We start from the raw sequence: 18,153 nt of genomic DNA, 5'->3' as shown, positions 1-18,153 counted from the left end.
GTGGGGGGAGGGGGTGGGGTGGGGGTGGGGGGGAGGGGCGCTGACATTTGTCATGGGGGGAACGTGATGGTCGGCCTCGGGGTGGTGGGCGGGTTTGGTCGACAGTAGAGGCATGACAACGACGACGCAGTACTCCCCGGACGCCGGACCGACCGGCGCCCAGGCCCCGGCCGTCGTCCTCGACGGCCTCAGCAAGAGTTTCGGGTCCGTCCGGGCCGTGGACGGCGTGAGCCTGCGGATCCAGCCCGGCGAGGTGGTGGCCTTCCTGGGGCCCAACGGGGCCGGCAAGACCACCACCATCGACATGCTGCTCGGCCTGGCCCGTCCGACCAGCGGCACGGTCACGGTGTACGGCGAGCGCCCGGCCGATGCCGTCGCGCACGGGCAGGTGGCCGCCGTCATGCAGACCGGTGGCCTGCTCAAGGACCTGACGGTGGCCGAGACGGTGAAGTTGACCGCCGGTCTGTTCGCGTACTCCCGGCCGGTGGCCGAGGTGCTGGACCGGGCCGGCATCGCCGACATCGCGGACCGCCGGGTGGGCAAGTGCTCGGGTGGACAGCAGCAGCGGCTCCGGTTCGCCATGGCGCTGCTGCCGGACCCCGATCTGATGGTGCTGGACGAGCCGACCACGGGGATGGACGTCGAGGGGCGGCGCGACTTCTGGAACGCCATCCGCCGCGACGCCCAGGGCGGCCGGACGATCCTGTTCGCCACGCACTACCTGGAGGAGGCCGACCAGTACGCCGACCGGATCGTGCTGATCAGCAAGGGCCGGATCGTCGCCGACGGCACCACCGCCGAGGTGAAGGCGCTGGCCGCCGGCCGTACCATCCGGGCCACCCTGCCCGGCGCGGATCAGGTGCGGCTCGCGGGCCTGCCGGGCGTCGAGTCGGTCGAGGTACGCGGTGACCAGGTGCTGTTGGCCACCAGCGACTCGGACGCGGCGGCCCGTTACCTGCTCACCAGCACCGACGCGCGGGACCTGGAAATCACCTCCCGCAACCTGGAGGACGCGTTCATCGCCCTCACCACCGACCAGGCCCAGACCGAGACCGGGAGCACCCGATGACCGCCGCCACCACGCCCACCGCCAGCACGTCCGGCACAGCCACGGCCCGACCGCGCCGCCGGCCGCCGATGGGCGGGTTCAGCCTCGGCCTGCTCGCGCTTGAGGTCCGCCGGGTGCTCCGCAACCGTCGTACGCTGATCTTCATCCTGATCATGCCGGCGGTGTTCTTCCTGCTGTTCGGCCTGCCGCAGCGCGGCCAGTACCTCGACAACGGCTCGCCGGTCACCGGATACATCATGATCAGCCTGGCCGTGTACGGCGCGATGGTCGCGACCACCAGCGGCGGTGGCATGGTCGCGGTGGAGCGGGCCCTGGGCTGGAGCCGGCAGCTACGGCTGACCCCGCTGCGGCCCGCCGCGTACGTCGCCACCAAGGTGCTGACCGCGATGAGCCTGGGACTGCTCGCGGTGCTTGTCGAGTTCGCGGTCGGTGCGGCCAGCGGGGTGCGGCTCGACCCGCACGTCTGGATCCTGTCCGGCCTGGCCGCCTGGATCGGCTCGCTGGTCTTCGCCGCCTTCGGGCTCTTCGTCGGCTATCTGGCGCCGGCGGAGAACGTGATGCAGTTCCTCGGCCCGATCCTGGCGATCCTGGCCCTGTTCGGCGGGCTGTTCGTCCCGCTGGAGGTGCTGCCGCACGTCATGCAGCAGATCGCCAAGTTCACCCCCGTGTACGGGGTGGGCGCCATCGCCCGCAGCCCGCTGACCGGCAGCGGCTTCACCCTCAGCGCCGTGGCGAACGTGGTGGCCTGGACCGCCCTGTTCGGCTTCGGCGCGGCCCGACTGTTCCGCCGCGACACCGCCCGGGTCTGACCGGGACGTTACGGTGAGCACCGTGACCCAGTCCACACCCCCGGCCGGACGGCGCCGCCTGTTCGGCCGGGGGATGGCCGCCGTGGTCGCCGGTGTCTGGCTGTTCTGGCTGGCCAACCCGGCGAGCGACATCTGGCACCGCTCGACCGGGGTGGTCCGCTGGCTGTCCCTGGCGGCCCTCGCCGGCTTCGGTGTGGTGTACATCTACTGCTTCACCTCCGGTCGGCGGGCCCGCCGCGAACTGAGCCCGGTGCCCGGGCGCCGGGCCTGGGGACTGCTCGGTCTGCTGCTCGTCCTGGGCCTGCTGGTCGTCCCGGGGGCCGGTCCGTCGACGATGACCTGCGCGGTCTACGTCGCCGCAGCCGCGATCTTCCTGTTGCCGTTGCGGACGGCCGCCGCGGTGGCCGGGGGCATGTTCGGGCTGTCGGTGGTGGTCCCACTCACGGTGCCGGGGTGGGAGTCCCAGGAGGCCGTCTCGTTCGCGGTGGTGATGGCCTCGTTCGCGATCTACGGCGTCACCCGGATGGCCGATCGGAACGCCGAACTGCTCGCGGCGCACACCGAGATCCGCCGGCTGGCCGTCGCCGAGGAACGGGCCCGAGCCGCCCGGGACCTGCACGACATCCTCGGCCATTCGCTTACGGTGATCACCGTGAAGGCGGAGTTGGCCGGTCGGCTGCTCGAGGTGGATCCGGCGCGGGCCGCCGGTGAGGTTGGCGACCTGGAGCGGCTGGCCCGGGAGGCGTTGGCCGACGTCCGGCGCACCGTCGGGGCGTACCGCGAGGTTTCCCTCGCCGAGGAACTCGCCAGCGCGCGGTCGGCGCTGACCGCCGCGGGCGTCGCGGCGGAACTGCCCACGGCCCTCGTCGACCTGCCGCCGCGCCGGAACGAACTGTTCGGTTGGGTGGTCCGGGAGGGGGTCACCAACGTGGTACGGCACAGCGGGGCCCGCCGGTGCGTGATCCGGATCGAGTCCGACCGGGTCGAGGTGCGCGACGACGGACGGGGCCCGGCCGGCCCGACCACCACAACTGACCGGGCCGACGCCGATCGGATCGGGGCCGACCGACCCGACACCGGCCGGGCCGGGACCGGCCCGGGATCCGGCCTCGGCGGGCACGGCCTGCGTGGTCTGCGCGAGCGGGTCGCCGCGCTGGACGGCCAGCTCAGCGTGGGCCGGGCCGGGCCGTCGGGCGGGTTCGTACTGCGGGTCACCGTGCCGACCGACCGCGACGACGCCGGCGGCCCGCGCGACCTGGACGAGGTCGGCGACGCCACCCGGGAGGCGATCGGATGAGCACACCGATCCGGCTGCTGCTCGCCGACGACCAGGCGCTGGTGCGGGGCGCGCTGGCCGCGCTGCTGTCACTGGAACCGGATCTCACCGTGGTCGCCGAGGTGGGCCGGGGCGACGAGGTGTCCGAGGCGGCGCTGCGGACCCGACCGGACGTGGCGCTGCTCGATGTGGAGATGCCCGGCCTGGACGGCATCGCCGCGACGGCGGCGCTCCGGGAGGCCGTGCCGGAGTGCCGGGTGCTGGTGGTCACCACCTTCGGCCGGCCCGGCTATCTGCGCCGGGCCATGGAGGCCGGGGCGAGCGGGTTCGTCGTCAAGGACACCCCGGCCCGGCAACTCGCCGACGCCGTACGCCGGGTCCACGACGGACTCCGGGTGGTCGACCCGACCCTGGCGGCCGAGACGCTGGCCACCGGCCGTAGCCCGCTCACCGAGCGGGAGACCGAGGTGTTGCGGGCGGCCCGGGACGGCGGCACGGCGGCCGAGCTGGCCCGCAAGCTGCACCTTTCGGAGGGTACGGTCCGCAATCACCTCTCGGCGGCGATCGGCAAGACCGGCGCGCGGACCCGGGCCGGCGCGGTGCGGATCGCCGAGGAACACGGCTGGCTGCTCGGCGACCGCGACCGACCCTGAGAGACCCCTCCTCCGCGCGGCGGGTGCGGCCGGGGGTCGTCCTACCTCCGGAGTACCCGAGCCGGGCACCGCGGGCCGACGCCGTGGACCCGTGCCGAAAATAGCGTCGGGGGATGACCACGAACCTGACCGTCGAGACCCGCGAGGCGGTGTCGATAAGCGAGCTGACCAAGGTGTACGGCAGCGGCGACACCCGGGTCACCGCCCTGGACAACGTCTCCGTCGACTTCGCCAGCGGACGGTTCACCGCCATCATGGGCCCATCCGGCTCGGGCAAGTCGACGCTGATGCACTGCGCGGCCGGCCTTGACACGGCAACCTCGGGCAGCATCCGGCTCGGCGGCACCGAGCTGACCCGGCTCGGCGACGCCGCCCTCACCCGGCTGCGCCGGGACCGGATCGGCTTCATCTTCCAGGCGTTCAACCTGCTGCCCACGCTGAGCGCCGCCGAGAACATCCGGCTGCCCATGGAGCTGGCCGGGCGTCGCCCCGACCCCGACTGGTACGACCAGATCGTGGGCGTGCTCGGCGTCGCGGACCGGCTGCACCACCGTCCCGCGCAGCTGTCGGGCGGGCAGCAGCAGCGGGTCGCCTGCGCCCGTGCGCTGCTCGGACGACCAGACGTGATCTTCGCGGACGAACCGACCGGCAACCTCGACTCCGGCTCGTCGGCCGAGGTGCTGTCCTTCCTGCGGCGCAGCGTCCGGGAACTGGGTCAGACCATCGTCATGATCACCCACGACCCGGTGGCCGCCGGGTACGCCGACCGGGTGGTGCTGCTCTCCGACGGCCACCTGGCGGGTGAGCTCTCCGAGCCGACCGCCGACGCCGTCCTCGCCGCGCTCCGCCACCTGGGGAAATGATGCTGCGTACCATCCTGCGCGGGTTGCTGGCCCGCAAGCTCCGGTTGGTCGCCACCGCCCTCGCGGTGGTGCTCGGGGTCGGGTTCGTCACCGGCACGCTGATCTTCGGGGACACGGTCAAGGCCGCCATGTACGACCGGTTCGCGCGGGCCGCCGCGAACGTCGACGTCTCGGTCCGGCCGGCCGAGTCCCGGGCGGCGGATCCGGCCGCGCTGCCGCAGAGCACCGTGGACGCCGTCCGATCGGTGCCGGGCGTGGCGGTGGCCGAGGGCCGGATCGAGCGGTACCTGCCGTTGCTCGACCGGCGCGGCAAGCTGGTCGGGAACGGCGACGGCCCCGGCCTGACCATCTCGGCGGGCACCGATCCACGGCTGCGCCCGTACGATCTGGCGGCCGGACGGGTGCCCACGGCACCGGGCGAGGCGGCGCTGGACGTCGAGACGCTGGCCCGGACGGGATACCGGATCGGCGACCGGATCACCGTGCTCGACCGGCGGCAGGGCCGACATCAGTTGACCCTGGTGGGTGCCGCCGACTTCGGAGCGTCCAAACGGTACGCCGGGCAGGCCGTGGTGGTGCTGCTTCCGGCCGAGATCACCGCGCTGACCGGCGCGACCGGCGTCCAGCAGGTGGTGGCGATCGCGGTCGACGGGGTGGCCCAGGCCGACCTGGCGACCCGGGTGACCGCGGCGCTGCCCGACGGGGCCAACGCCCGGGTGCAGACCGGCGCCGACTACCGGTACGCGATGGCCGACGACGCCACCGGACAGCTCGGTCCGTTCCTGACCATCCTGCTCATCTTCGCGGGGATCGCCTGCGTGGTCGCCGCCTTCGTCATCTACAACACGTTCAACATCCTGGTGGCGCAGCGGGTCCGGGAGCTGGCCCTGCTGCGCTGCGTCGGCGCCGCCCGGGGCCAGGTCTTCGGAGCGGTGCTGCTGGAATCGGCGGTGGTCGGACTGCTCGGCTCGGTGCTCGGCCTGGGTCTCGGGCTGGCCGTCGGATCCGGCCTGTTCAGCGGCGCGGACGCGCTCGGCGCGGACCTGCCCCGGCACGGGCTGGTGCTCACCGGTATCCCGGTGGTGGCGGGCCTGCTGGTCGGCCTGCTCGTCACCGTGGTCTCCGCACTGGTGCCGGCGGTCCGGTCCACCCGGGTGGCGCCGCTCGCCGCGCTGCGCGGCGGGTCGGCCGGCGGCGGGCCGGTCCGGCGACGGACACCGCTGATCGTCGCCGCCGTACTGGTCGCGGCGCTCGGCACGGCGGTCACGGTCTTCGGCTCGGTACGCTCCGGCAACCCGGAACTGGCCACGACGATCGTGGTGGCGGGTGGGCTGCTCAACTTCCTCGCCGTACTGATCCTGTCGCCGCTGTTCGTCGGGCCGTTGACCGCCGCGCTCGGTTGGCTACCCGGCCGGATCTTCGGCGTACCCGCGCGGTTGGCCTCGGCCAACGCCCGGCGCAACCCGGGACGGGCGGCGACCACCACCGCCGCACTGATGATCGGGATCGGGTTGATGTCGGCGGCCACGGTGGCGATCGACACCGTCCGGCACACCACTGACCGTCAACTGGCCGCGAACTATCCCGTCGACTACCTGATCCGAACGGTGGACGGGCGTGGCGGCGTACCGGTCGAGGTGGCCGCCCGGCTGCGCCAGCAGGGCCGGTTGTCGGTGGTGGCCCAGGTACGTACCCGGGACGGGCGGTTGGCCGACGCCGCCACCTCGGTGGGCGCCCTGGACGACGGTTCCGTGGCGGCCCTGCTCGGGCCGCGACTGGGCGCGGGGCCGGTGGCCGACCTCGGACCCGGTGACGCCGTGCTGTTCACGGGTGGTCCCGGCGGCGCCGGGCACCGGATCGGCGACACCGTGACCGTCACCGGCGCGGGCGGCCGGAAGTTGACGGTGACCGTGGCCGGACTGCTGGATGGCACCTCGGACACCGGGGACGTCCTGCTGCGCTGGTCGGACTTCGCGGCGCTGTATCCGAAGGTGGACCAGGACGACACCGTGTTGACGCGGGCCGCCGACGGGGTCCCGCCGGTCGACTCGCGAGCCGCCGTCGAGGCGGTGACCGACGACTATCCGCTGGTCACCGTGCTCAGCACCGCGGACTGGCGGGCGATGGTCACCAGCGCGGTCAACCAGTTGATCACCGTCATCGCGGCCCTGCTCGGGGTGGCCATCGTCATCGCGCTGATCGGCATCATGAACACGCTGTCGCTGTCGGTGCTGGAACGTACCCGCGAGTCGGCGCTGGTCCGTGCCCTGGGGCTGACCCGGGTCCAACTCCGGCTCACCCTGCTGGTCGAGGCGCTGCTGATGGGCGTGGTCGGCGCGATCGTGGGGATCGGCTTCGGCGTCCTCTACGGTCTGCTCACCTCGCGGGTGATCTTCGTCGGCATCGAACCCGTGGTCTCGGTGCCGGTCGCCTCGCTCGCCGGCTACGCGGCGCTGGCCGCCGCAGCGGCCGTGCTGGCGGCCCTCCCACCAGCCCGCCGAGCCACCAAAGCATCCATAGTGTCCGCCCTCGCGGACACCTAACCCCCACCCCCACCCCCACCCCCCACCCCCACCCCCGTCGGGTTGATCATGAAGTTAGCGGCCTGTTCGATCTCCAGAACGCCGGTTAACTTCATGATCAACCCCGAAAGGGGCGGGTCAGGCGCCGGGGGTGGGGCGGATCAGGCCCCGCTCGTACGCGAGCACCACGATCTGGACCCGGTCCCGCAGCTCAAGCTTGGTGAGGATCCGTCCCACATGCGTCTTCACGGTGGTCTCCGCGACATGGATGCTCCGGGCGATCTCGGCGTTGGACAGCCCCTGGGCGACCAGGAGCAGCACCTCACGTTCCCGCTCGGTGAGGCTGTCCAACCCGTCACCCGAGTCGACCACCCCGGTCGGCGGCACCAGTTGGTCGGCGAACCGGTCCAGCAGCCGGCGGGTGACCCGGGGCGCCACCACCGACTCCCCGGCGGCCACCACCTTGATGGCGTTCAGCAGCTCCTCCGGCGGTACGTTCTTGAGCAGGAAGCCGCTGGCGCCGGCCTGCAACGCCGCGAACGCGTCCGCGTCGGTGTCGAACGTGGTCAGCACCAGCACCTTCGGCGCGTCCGGTCCGGTGGCGCGCAGCCGCCGGGTCGCCTCCACCCCGTCCAGCACCGGCATCCGGATGTCCATCACCACCACGTCGACCGGGGTGCGGGCGAGCAGCCGTAGCGCCTCGGCACCGTCACCGGCCTCGCCGGCCACCTCGATGTCCGGCTGGGAGCCCAGGACCATCCGGAAGCCGGCGCGGACCAGCGGCTGGTCATCCACGATCGCGACCCGGATCGTCATCCGGTCACCTCGACCCGCGTCCGGTCGATGACGGCTGGCTCGGGCTCCGTCCCGGTGCGCAAGCTCGGCTCGGTGCCGGTGCGCAAGCTCGGCTCGGTGCCGGTGTGTCGGCTCGGAACGGCGCCGGTCCGTCGGCTCGGGTCGGCGTAATCGGAGCCGGCTCGGTCGGGGCCGGCCTGGTCGGCGTCGGTGCCGGTGCGCAGGTCGGGCCGCCCGGTCGCGGTCGGTCCGGTGGTGCCACCGGACCAGGGCAGGGCCGCGGTCACCCGCCAGCCACCACCCAGGACCGGCCCGGCCGTACAGGTGCCACCGTGTACGGCCACCCGCTCGCGCATGCCGACCAGACCGTGTCCGCCGGGTCGGCGCGGCGGTCCGGCCAACCGGCCGGCACCATCGTCGGTCAGCTCCATGGTGATGAGTCCGTCCCCTCGGGCGATCTGCAGGTTGACCCGGGCGGCCGGACCGGCGTGCCGCAGTACGTTGGTCAGCCCTTCCTGGATGAGCCGGTAGAGGGTCAGATCGAGAGCCGGCGACAGCTCGGCTCCGGTCGTATCCAGGCTGGCCTCGACCCGCAGACCGGCGGACCTGGCCCGGTCGAAGAGCGCGGGCAACTCCGCGAGCCCCACCCGGCGGCGGTCCGGGCCGGTCGGTTGGATCGCGGCGGCGCCGATGCCGCCGGTACCAGTCGTGTCGCCGGCGCCGTTCGTGTCGCCGGCACCGTTCGTGTCGCCGGCGCCGTTCGTGTCGCCGGCGCCGGTCGAGTCGCCGGCACCGGCCGCGCGGTGGACGCCGGTTGATCCGCCAGCCCCGGTACCGTCCGGATCCGGGCCGGCGGCCGCTACCCCACCCGGGTCAGCCGTACCGGTGCCGCGCAGCACCTCCACCAGCCGCCGCATGTCGTCCAGCGCCTCCCGGCCGGTGGCGGCCACCTGCCGGATGGCGCTGCCGGCCAGCTCCGGGTCCCGGGCCAGCGCGAAGCTCGCGCCGTCGGCCTGCACGATCATCACCGACAGGCTGTGCGCCACGATGTCGTGCAGTTCCCGGGCGATCGCCGCCCGCTCGTCCGCGACCGCTAGTCGGGCCAACTGGTCCCGTTCCCGCTCGGCGGTGAGTGCCCGCTCCTGGAGGCTGGCCGTGAACAGCCTGCGGGTCCGTACGGTGTACGCGACGAGCCACACCCCGGTGCTGACGGCGGTGAGGAACACCGCCGACGACAACACCTGGGCGGTGCCGCGGGCGTGCCGGACCACCTCGATCACCACGCCGATCGCCACCGGACCGGCGGCCAGGTAGCCGTGCCAGCGCTGCTCGGCGTACTTGACCACGGAGTACATCGCGATCAGCACGGCGATGTCGAACGGCATCGGGTCGTTCCTCGGCGGAAAGAGCACCACCTGGAGCAGCGCCAACGCGCTCACCACGGCCATCACGGCCAGTGGCCAGCGCCGCCGGACCAGTATCGCCAGCGTCATCCCGAAGCCGATGGTCAACAGGTCCCACCGCTGGGCGACGCTGGAGGAGATCAGCGTGAACAGCACGACCAGGGCCGAGACCGAGAGATCGAACAGCGCCGAACGCCAGGACCCGCCGGGGTCGCCGAGCAGCCGCCACGCCGACCGGACCGGCCGCCGCCACGTCCAACCGGTCCGGGCAGCCCCGCTCAGCGCGGCCCTGCTTGACGCGGTCCGGCTGTGCACGGCCCCGGTCTCCACGGCCCCGGTCTGCTCGGAGGACATCCGCCAAGGGTAGACCGCGTGTCCGCTCACCCCGCCGGGGTCGGCGAGCCCTTCTCCCGGGCCGGCCGCTCCGAAGCGAGAGCCGGCGAGCCCTTCTCCCGGACCGGTCGCTCCGAACCGGGGGGCGGCGAGCCCGCCCCGGGGGCAGGTGAGTCCGCCTCGGGGGTCGAAGAGTCCGTTCCGGGGGTCGAAGAGTCCGCCTCGGGGGTCGGCGAATCCTCCCCGGCGGCCGATGAGCCGTCGCCGGGGGTCAGATCGATGATCCGGCGGGCGAGCGTGGTGTTCGCCAGCGTGGCGCCCACCGCGCTGCCCGCGGCGATCGACCAGCCGACCGGGCCGAGCGGGGTGCAACCGAAGAACTGGCTCAGCCCCGGCGTCTGCACGATGGCCGCGAGGGCGACGACCGAGGCGGCCGTGGCCAGCAGCACCGGTGGACTCGCGCCGCCGGCCAGCACGGTCTGGCCGAGTTGGCTGCCGACCAGCGATGCCAGGGCGATGGTGCCGGCCCGCTGTCGCCGTCCGGTGTAGCGGGCGATCGTCCAACCGGTGGTGGCGCCGAGCGTGGTGGCGGCGGCCCGCAGCGCCACCTCGTGGTTGAGGGTGCTGCCCAGCGAGGTGTCCGGGCCCTCGGCCAGCAGGTCGTCCCCGTTCCCCGTGGGTGGCCGGATCGCGATCGCCATCGCCGGCGCCAGATCGGTGAGCAGGTTCACCAGCAGCAGTTGCCGCCCGTTCAACGCCGACCGGCCGGACACGGCCGCGGACAGCACGCTGAACGCGATCTCCCCCAGGTTGCCGCCGACCAGGATGCTCAGCGCGTGGCGTACCGAGGACCACATGGCGCGGCCCTCGATCAGCGTGGCGATGATCGTCTCCAGCCGGTCATCGGTCACCACCAGGTCGGCGGCGGCCCGCGCGGCCGGGGTGCCCCGTTGACCGAGGGCGATGCCGACGTCGGCCAGCCGGATCGCCGGAGCGTCGTTCGCGCCGTCACCGGTCATCGCCACCGTCCGGCCGCAACCACGCAACGCCTGGATGATCCGCACCTTGTGGGTTGGCGTGCACCGGGCCACCACGTCGATGTGCATCAGGCGCTCGCCCAGCGCGTCGTCGTCCAGCGTGTCCAGTTCGCCGCCCGTACTGACCCGCTGCCGGTCGCCGTCGGTACCGATGATCGAGGCGATCGCCTCGGCGGTGGCCGGGTGATCTCCGGTGATCATGATGGTGTGTACGCCGGCGGCACGAATCCGGCGCACCGCGGGGGCCGCGCTGGCCCGGATCCCGTCCGCGATGGCCAGGAAGCCCAGGAACGTCAGCCCGTCCACCTCCTCGTCCGTCACCCGGGCGTCCGGTACGGACCGCTGGGCGACCGCGAGCACCCGGTGCCCGCCACCGGCGAGCTGGTCCAGGGCCCGGTCCAGGGCGTGCCGGTCCGCCTCGCCGAGCGCCTCGACCCGCCGACCGATCCGGCGGTCCCGGCAGCGTGGCAGGATCCGCTCCGGCGCGCCCTTCACGGTCAGCAGGAAGCCGTCGGCACAGGCCCCGACCGTCGCGTGGTAACCCCGGGACGGCTCGAACGGCAGCGAGTCCGCCGGCCGCCAGCCCGGACACCCAATCTCCGTCCCGAGTCCGGCTTCGCGGGCCCCGGCCACCACCGCCCGGTCGGTCTGCTGCGGCAACTCCTCCTCGGCACCGGCCGCCGGGGTGGCGCGCAGGGCCGCCGACAGGACGTCCCGCAGGTCGTCGTCCAAGGCGTCGGTCGGGGCGTATCGGTGGCCGTCGCCCACGCCGGCCAGCCGCAGCCGGCCCTCGGTGAGGGTGCCGGTCTTGTCGAAGCAGAGCACGTCCACCCGGCCCAGCGCCTCGATCGTGCGGGGATTGCGGACCAGGGCGCCGTGCTCGGCCAGCCGCCGGGCCGCCGACAACTGGGCCACGCCAACCAGGAACGGCAACCCCTCCGGCACGGACGCCACCGCCAGGTTCGCGGCGGTCGCCGCCGACTCGGACAGTGGTACGCCCCGCAGCAGTCCCGCCCCGGCCACCGAGACCGCCGCGCCGGCCGCCAGCGGGAGGACGGTCCGGGTCAGCCGGCCGAGCCGCTGCTCCACCCCGGTGGACGGGGGCGCCTCGCGGACCAACGCCATCCCCCGGCCGACCTCGGTGTCCAGTCCGGTGGCCACCACGACGGCGACGGCTCGGCCGGCCGCGATCGTGGTGCCGTCGTAGAGCATCGAATGCCGCTCGGCGACCGCGGCGGCGACCACCGGGCGGGGCGACTTGGCGACCGGCAGGGATTCTCCGGTCAGTGACGACTCGTCAGCCTCCAACCCGTCCGCCTCGATGAGCCGGCAGTCGGCCGGAACCGCGTCACCCGGAGTCAGCAGCACGACGTCGCCGGGCACCAGTTCGGCCGCCGAGACCACCCGCTCGGTGCCGTCCCGCCGGACCGTGGCGGTCACCGCCGACCGGGACAGCAGCTCGGCCAGCGACCGTTCGGTGCGGACCCGCTGCACGGCGCCGACCAGCGCGGACAGCCCGATCACCCCGCCCACCAGGCCGGCGTCCACCGGCGAGCCGACGACGGCCGACAGCGCCGCGCCACCGGCCAGCACCGGCGTGAGCGGGTTCGCCAGCTCCTCGACGAACGCCCGGCGCAGACCCAGCGGGCCCGGCGTCCCGGTCGAGTCCCCCCGTCCCCGTCGTTCGGCCTCCGCCGAGCCGAGACCAACGGGGTCGGTGCCCAACCGGGCCAGCACGGTCGGCACGGGCATCAGGTGCCACGGCACCGCCGGCCCGGGGGTCTTGACCGGTTGTCCGGGAAGCTGGCGGGCCCGCCACGCACCGTTCACCAGAGCCACGGCGGCGGCGCCGTTGACCGCGTCCATGGTCAGCTGCGGCAGCCGGGCGGGGGCGGCGGTCAGCGCGGCCAGCGCGCCGACCCCGGTGCCCACGGCGGCGAGCCGGACGTTCTGCCGGGACACCCGCCGGGCCAACCCGGCGGCGTCGACCACCAGCGCGGCCGTCTCCAGGTCCGGACCGACCAGCAGGTGCGCGCCCCACGGCGGGTCGTCACCGGGTTGCCACACCCCGAGCCCGCAGTCGGCCGCGCCCAGCGCCCGGCCGTCCCGGGACACCAGCATCACCATGGCGCCCTCGGCCTGCAGCCCGCGCACCGAGGAGAACAACCGGTCGCCACCCGGGATCCGGCCGTCGGCGTAGCCGTACCGCTGGTCCTCCGGACCGGCGACGAGGATTCGCAATTCGGATCGTCTGGCGGCCGCCGGCAGCGCGTCGGCTCCGGGCGCCGGTTCCGGGTCCACCCGCACCACCGCGGCCAACCGGTCCCGCTCGGCCAGTCCCAGCACGGTGCCGCCGTCGGCACCGAGTCGGCGGGCCTCCCGTACGCCGGTCCGGCCGCGCAACGCCAGACCGGTCAGCGGGCCCAGCCGCCAGCCGTCGTCCTCGCGTACCCGGTGTGGATCGTCCGGGTCGAACAGCGCGAACGTGCGTACGGCCACGTCCTCGGCGTCGGTCCCCGGCAGCGGCACCAGGTCGGTCAGGGTGCCGCGCGGGGAGCGCAACACCTGCTCGTCCAGCACGAGCGTGTCGATCCGGTCCAGCTCGCGCAGCACTCCCCGGTCCATCGCGATCACACCGCGCCGGGCCAGCGTGCGACCGAGGTACGCGGCGTAGCCCTCCCGACCCGACGCCCCCGCCTTGGGCAGCGTGGACAGCCCCAGGGCGGTGGCCCGCTTGCCGCCCAACAGTGGCAACGCCCCGAGGGCGGCCAGTCCACCGGTGGCCAGGACCCGGTTCGCGTACCGCTCGACGGGTCCGTCCGGTTTCCGCCGGGGCCGGTCGGCCGGGCACGGCGGCGCGGCGGCCCGCTCGGGGGTGCCGGCGAGCTGTGGTTCGGCCCGGTTCCACGCCGCGAGCTGGGCGCGGGCCTCGCTCCATTGCAGGATCCGCTGCGCGCCGTCCAGCGCGGTGCCCGCCCAACCGCCGGCCAGACCCTGAAGCAGGGCCTCGACCAGCGGAAACGCCGAGTTGGCCCGGTCCGGTCGCAGGCCCCGGCCGGCGAGGTCGTGCAGCCGGGGGTGCAGGTCGACGACGTTGATCAGGTTGGCCAGTTCGCCGGGCAGCGGGGTGAACGGCAGCACTCGGGTAGCGGCGGCCAGGCTCAGCCCGAGCGCGTCGGCGGCGATCGTGGACAGCGCCCGCCGGGTCCGGGGCCCCTCCTCGGGCGGGTGCGGCGGGACGCAGTCGGTCTCCGGCGCCAGGCCGTCCCGGCGCTCCACCGCCCCTATCGTGGCCATCAGATCCCGGAGCCGGGGTTCCGGCGGAGTCACCGCGACCACCACCCGGCCGGACGGCCCGTTGACCCGGGCCCACGCCACGCCCGGCAGCGCGGACAGGGCCTGCTCCACCTGCCGGGCGAGGCGTTCGCCGCCGGGCTGGGAGACGCCGTGTACCTCGATGTGGTGCCGTCCGGGCCGGGACCAGACGCCGCGACCGTTGACCCCGGCCGCGGCGGCCAACCTGGACGCGGTCGCTGTGGCGCCCCGGGACATCCCGGTGAGGGTCTCCTTCGAGAGCCCGGCCAACAGGCCGGGCAACCGGATGGGCACGGTCAGCCGGCCGGGAATCCAACCCTGCGCGGTCATCGGTACGCCATACCGCCTCCCGGGTCCTGACTGATCGGGTTGCCCCGGTTTCCCGGTGATCGACCAGACATGCCCGGTCGAGCCGGCCAATTTCCCGATCGCCGCCGGGTTGCCGCTGGCCCGTCCCCGGGTTGCCGGCGATGCGTTCTCGGGTTGCCTGCGATGCGTTCCCGGGTTGCTGGTGGTGGTTCTCGGGTTGCCGGCGGTGCGTTCCCGGGTTGCCGGCCGCGTGTCCCCGGGTGGTGGCGGTGCGTTCCCGGGTTGCCGGCGGTGCGGTCCCGGTTGGTGGCGGTGCGGTCTCAGGCATCGGCCGCGTGTCCCCGGTGGCCGATGACAGGTTTCCCGTGCCGGGCGGTATGGACCGGGCGTGAGGTGGAATACGGCCGGGGTCGCGCAGACCCTGGGGAGGAACGATGACCGCACTGCTGGACCGACCCGACGCGGTGGCCGTGCTACGCCGGTACGCCCATCGGGTCAACCTGCCACTGATCGGTTCCATGGCGGTACCACCGCCGGACAAGCTCGCCTACTACGCCGGGATGGGCGCGCTCGCGTTGCTCCAGGTGATCGAGTGGCCGTTGGCCCTGGTGATCACCGCCGGACACCTGCTCGCGGACCAGCACATGTCCGGGCTGGCCCGCGGCCTGGGCGAGGCAGCGGAAGCCACCTGACCCCGAACCCCACGATCGGTCGCCTGCTCCGACCGCCCACCAGCCGGTCCCGGTCCCCGTCCCCGGTCCCCGGTCCCCGTCCCCGTCCCCGTCCCCGTCCCCGTCCCCGTCCCCGGTCCCGGTCCCCGGTCCCGGTCCCCGGTCCCCGGTAAGCGGCTCCGAGATCTTGGAGTCCTCGTACCCCGGTAGGGGCTACCGGATTCCAAGATCTGGTGGAACGGCGAGTGCCGGCGGAGTCCGTCGGGTTGGGGCGGAGTCCGTGGGGTTGTAGTGGAGTCCGTGGGGTTGGGGCGGGGGTCAGCGGGTTGGGATGGGGTCAGCGGGTTGGGGTGGGGGTCAGCGGGTTGGGGAGGATTGGCGGAACAGCGGGATGATCACGGCCGCCGCCACGAGATGCAGGGCGGCAAGCGACAGCTTCGCTCCGGTGCCTACGCCACCGCTGAGCGGTCCGGCCAGTGAGAGCAGCGCGACCACCACGGCGATCCCGGTCCACCAGGTCCGGGCCCGCCGGGTGAGGCGCTCGAGCAGGGCGAGCAGGGCCCAGCCAGCCAACCCGGCCAGCACGGTGGTCACGGCCACCGCCACCGGACGGACCGGCTGGTCGATCCCACCGGTGCGGGCCAGCAGATCGACCCCGACGAGCGGATCCACGATCACCCAGACGATGAGGGTGGCAAGCGTCGCGAACAGGATCGTCGATGCGCGGGTGCGCCAGGTGGTGGTCGGGGTTGCGGCGGTGCTGACGGTGGACATGGCTGGACCTTTCGGTTGGGCGCGATGGGTATGCCGGGCGCACGCGCTGGGCGTGCCGAGTGGACCGGAAGGACGGGGAGGACCGGAAGGACGGGGAGGACCGGAAGGACGGGAGGACCGGGAGGACCGGAAGGGCCCGAAGGACGGGATGGACCGGATGGACCGGATGGACCGGATGGACGCGAAGGACGGGATGTACCGGGCGTGCTCGGCGTGGTGAGCGGGGCGGGCGCGATCGGTGCCGGACCGGCCCCCGACCGGTCCGACCCGGACAACGCTAGGGGCGACCACGCCCGCTCCGGTATCGCCAGCTGGACCGGTTCCGGCCTCCGTCACCGGGCCGAGGACCGGGCCATTTCTCCGTCTCGCGGCCGATGAACTGCCGCTCGTCGGCCACCTAACATGCGAACATGTCATGCCGCAGACCCAGGACGAGGACGTATTGGATCATCGATGGCGGGTTGGCCGCCGTCGTCTTCGCCGGCTTGGTCGTCGGCCTGGCCGGCACGACCACCGGGCCGCGTACCCCCGGCGGAATCGCCTTCGGGTGCGCACTCGCCGCCGGGCAGGCCAGTTCGCTGCTGTGGATCCGCCGGCGACCGGAGTACGCGCTGGCAGTGGCCGCCGTGGCGGGGGTCGGCCTGGAGGCGCTGGCCCCCGAGATCGGCTGGCTCGGCCTGGTGGCCGCCCCACTGAGCTACCTCGCCCGGCTGCGACCGCCGCGCGTCTCCCTGATCGCCCTGGCCGTGCTCGTCCTGCCCGTGCCGTGGAAACTGGCCACCGGTGGGTGGCGGGATCTGCTGCTCGCCGCGATCGGCCTCGGTTTCGGCTGGGCCGTCGGCGAACTGCAACGCGGCCATGCTCAGCGGCGGGCCGCCGAACGGGTACGGATAGTGGAACGGGAACGGGAACGGATCTCCCGGGAACTGCACGACGTGGTGGCCCACCACGTGTCGGTCATCGCCGTGCAGGCCGGCGCCGCCGAGGACGTGTTCGACCTGCGACCCGAGCGGGCCCGGGCGGCGCTCGGCACCATCCGGCACGCCGCGAGCGCGGCCCTGACCGAGCTGCGCACCATGTTGAACACCCTCGCCCCGGAGGACGGCGCGGACGGGACCGCCCCGCAACCCGGCCTCGCCCAGCTGGACACCCTGGCCGACACGGTACGGGCGGCCGGGCTCGACGTACGGCTGCGCCGGACCGGGCTCGGACCCGACCGGCTGCCCGGCGGGATCGAGCTGTCGGCGTACCGGATCGTGCAGGAGTCACTGACCAACACCCTGCGGCACGGCCGGGCCACCCGGGCCGACGTACGGATCGGCTACCAGGATTCGGAGCTGGAACTGGAGGTGGTGGACGACGGCGCGGTCTCCGTCGGCTGGCAGTCGTCCGGCGGGGGGCACGGGATCGTGGGCATGCGGGAGCGGGCCAGGTCGTTCGGCGGCACCCTGGACGCCGGCCCGCGACCCGGCGGCGGGTTCCGGGTCCGCGCCATCCTGCCGGTGGAGGCGCGGTGACAACGAAGGTGCTGCTCGCCGACGACCAGGATCTGGTCCGGGCCGGCCTGGAGATGATCGTGGACGCGCGGGACGACCTCACCGTGGTCGGCACCGCCGCCGACGGCGTCGAGGCGGTGGCCCTGGCCGAACGGACGCGGCCGGACGTGTTGCTGATGGACATCCGGATGCCCCGGATGGACGGCATCGAGGCGACCCGGCGGCTCGTCCGGGCCGGCAATCCGGCCCGGATCGTCATGCTCACCACGTTCGACCTGGACGAGCTGGTCTACTCGGCGCTGCGCGCGGGAGCCAGCGGGTTCCTGCTCAAGGACACCCGGCCGGCTGCGCTGGTCGAGGCGATCCGGGTGGTGGCCCGGGGCGAGGCACTGCTCGCGCCGACGGTGACCCGCCGGCTGCTGGACCGGTTCGCCGACCGCCTGCCGGGACCCGCCGAGCCGCCGCCCGCGCTGACCGGGCTCACCCCGCGCGAGGTCGAAGTACTGACCCTGGTCGCCGAGGCACTGTCCAACGCGGAGATCGCCGGGCGGCTGTTCGTGAGCCAGGCCACCGTGAAGACCCACCTCTCGGCGATCCTGGCCAAGCTCGGCCTGCGGGACCGGGTGCAGGCCGTGGTGTACGCCTATCAGGTCGGTCTGGTCCGGCCGCCGGCACCACCCCACTGAACGACATCCGACCACGCGGTATCGCGTCGCGGCTGGGTGGCGTCGGGTCGCGCGGACCGGCCGGCTGGGTGGCGTCGGGTCGCCGCGACCGCCGGCGTCGGGTCGGACGCTGTCCTGTCACCCGGTCGGGGGACGCCGCGCC

General features: G+C 73.9%; 13 protein-coding genes. 9 read left to right on the top strand and 4 right to left on the bottom strand.

Annotated features, from left to right (window positions below; genetic code table 11):
- The first annotated feature begins 112 nt into the window (after positions 1–112).
- The 6 genes from ACXN5W_RS23815 to ACXN5W_RS23790 all read left to right on the top strand — a co-directional run bounded on the left by ACXN5W_RS23815 (position 113) and on the right by ACXN5W_RS23790 (position 7,213).
- Entirely contained in the window at positions 113–1,069 is a 957-nt protein-coding gene (locus tag ACXN5W_RS23815; RefSeq protein ID WP_473160580.1) for an ABC transporter ATP-binding protein, read from the top strand.
- Positions 1,066–1,878, top strand: coding sequence for an ABC transporter permease (locus tag ACXN5W_RS23810; protein WP_473160579.1), 813 nt, complete (start codon positions 1,066–1,068; stop codon positions 1,876–1,878). Before ACXN5W_RS23815 ends, ACXN5W_RS23810 begins: the two co-directional genes overlap by 4 nt.
- Positions 1,879–1,891: 13 nt before the next feature.
- A complete protein-coding gene (locus ACXN5W_RS23805; protein ID WP_473160578.1) occupies positions 1,892–3,175 on the top strand; it encodes a sensor histidine kinase in 1,284 nt (427 codons plus the stop codon).
- The gene (locus tag ACXN5W_RS23800) at positions 3,172–3,807 is read left to right on the top strand and encodes a response regulator (protein ID WP_473160577.1); all 636 of its coding nucleotides are present in this window, start codon (positions 3,172–3,174) and stop codon (positions 3,805–3,807) included. Before ACXN5W_RS23805 ends, ACXN5W_RS23800 begins: the two co-directional genes overlap by 4 nt.
- Positions 3,808–3,920: 113 nt before the next feature.
- Complete coding sequence (locus ACXN5W_RS23795; RefSeq protein WP_473160576.1) at positions 3,921–4,670, top strand: ABC transporter ATP-binding protein; 750 nt, start codon at positions 3,921–3,923, stop codon at positions 4,668–4,670.
- Positions 4,667–7,213 carry an ABC transporter permease gene (locus tag ACXN5W_RS23790; protein ID WP_473160575.1) on the top strand — a complete coding sequence of 849 codons (2,547 nt, stop codon included), beginning with the start codon at positions 4,667–4,669 and terminating at the stop codon, positions 7,211–7,213. Before ACXN5W_RS23795 ends, ACXN5W_RS23790 begins: the two co-directional genes overlap by 4 nt.
- A 117-nt stretch (positions 7,214–7,330) precedes the next feature.
- Here the strand turns inward: ACXN5W_RS23790 and ACXN5W_RS23785 are convergent, their stop codons facing one another.
- The 3 genes from ACXN5W_RS23785 to ACXN5W_RS23775 are packed head-to-tail and all read right to left on the bottom strand — an operon-like array spanning position 7,331 to position 14,405.
- Complete coding sequence (locus ACXN5W_RS23785; RefSeq protein WP_473160574.1) at positions 7,331–8,008, bottom strand: response regulator; 678 nt, start codon at positions 8,006–8,008, stop codon at positions 7,331–7,333.
- Positions 8,005–9,744, bottom strand: a complete 1,740-nt coding sequence (locus tag ACXN5W_RS23780) for a sensor histidine kinase (protein ID WP_473160573.1) — start codon at positions 9,742–9,744, stop codon at positions 8,005–8,007. Before ACXN5W_RS23780 ends, ACXN5W_RS23785 begins: the two co-directional genes overlap by 4 nt.
- Positions 9,745–9,770: 26 nt before the next feature.
- Positions 9,771–14,405, bottom strand: a complete 4,635-nt coding sequence (locus ACXN5W_RS23775; protein ID WP_473160572.1) for a cation-translocating P-type ATPase — start codon at positions 14,403–14,405, stop codon at positions 9,771–9,773.
- A 413-nt stretch (positions 14,406–14,818) separates the two neighbouring features.
- Here ACXN5W_RS23775 and ACXN5W_RS23770 point away from each other — a divergent pair, with 413 nt between their 5' ends.
- Positions 14,819–15,076, top strand: a complete 258-nt coding sequence (locus ACXN5W_RS23770; RefSeq protein WP_473160571.1) for a hypothetical protein — start codon at positions 14,819–14,821, stop codon at positions 15,074–15,076.
- A gap of 336 nt (positions 15,077–15,412) precedes the next feature.
- On the opposite strand, the gene ACXN5W_RS23765 is transcribed toward ACXN5W_RS23770, so the two are convergent.
- Positions 15,413–15,829: a DUF6069 family protein gene (locus ACXN5W_RS23765; RefSeq protein ID WP_473160570.1), complete on the bottom strand. Its 417-nt coding sequence runs from the start codon at positions 15,827–15,829 to the stop codon at positions 15,413–15,415.
- A gap of 410 nt (positions 15,830–16,239) precedes the next feature.
- Here ACXN5W_RS23765 and ACXN5W_RS23760 point away from each other — a divergent pair, with 410 nt between their 5' ends.
- Positions 16,240–17,346, top strand: coding sequence for a sensor histidine kinase (locus ACXN5W_RS23760; protein WP_473160569.1), 1,107 nt, complete (start codon positions 16,240–16,242; stop codon positions 17,344–17,346).
- On the top strand, positions 17,343–18,011 hold the full coding sequence (locus ACXN5W_RS23755; RefSeq protein ID WP_473160568.1) for a response regulator: 669 nt from the start codon (positions 17,343–17,345) through the stop codon (positions 18,009–18,011). Before ACXN5W_RS23760 ends, ACXN5W_RS23755 begins: the two co-directional genes overlap by 4 nt.
- The last annotated feature ends 142 nt before the right edge of the window (positions 18,012–18,153 follow it).

Source organism: Plantactinospora sp. A48 (assembly GCF_055793945.1).
Note: the sequence above shows the minus strand (reverse complement) of the source record. Positions and strands in the feature narration are given on the sequence as shown.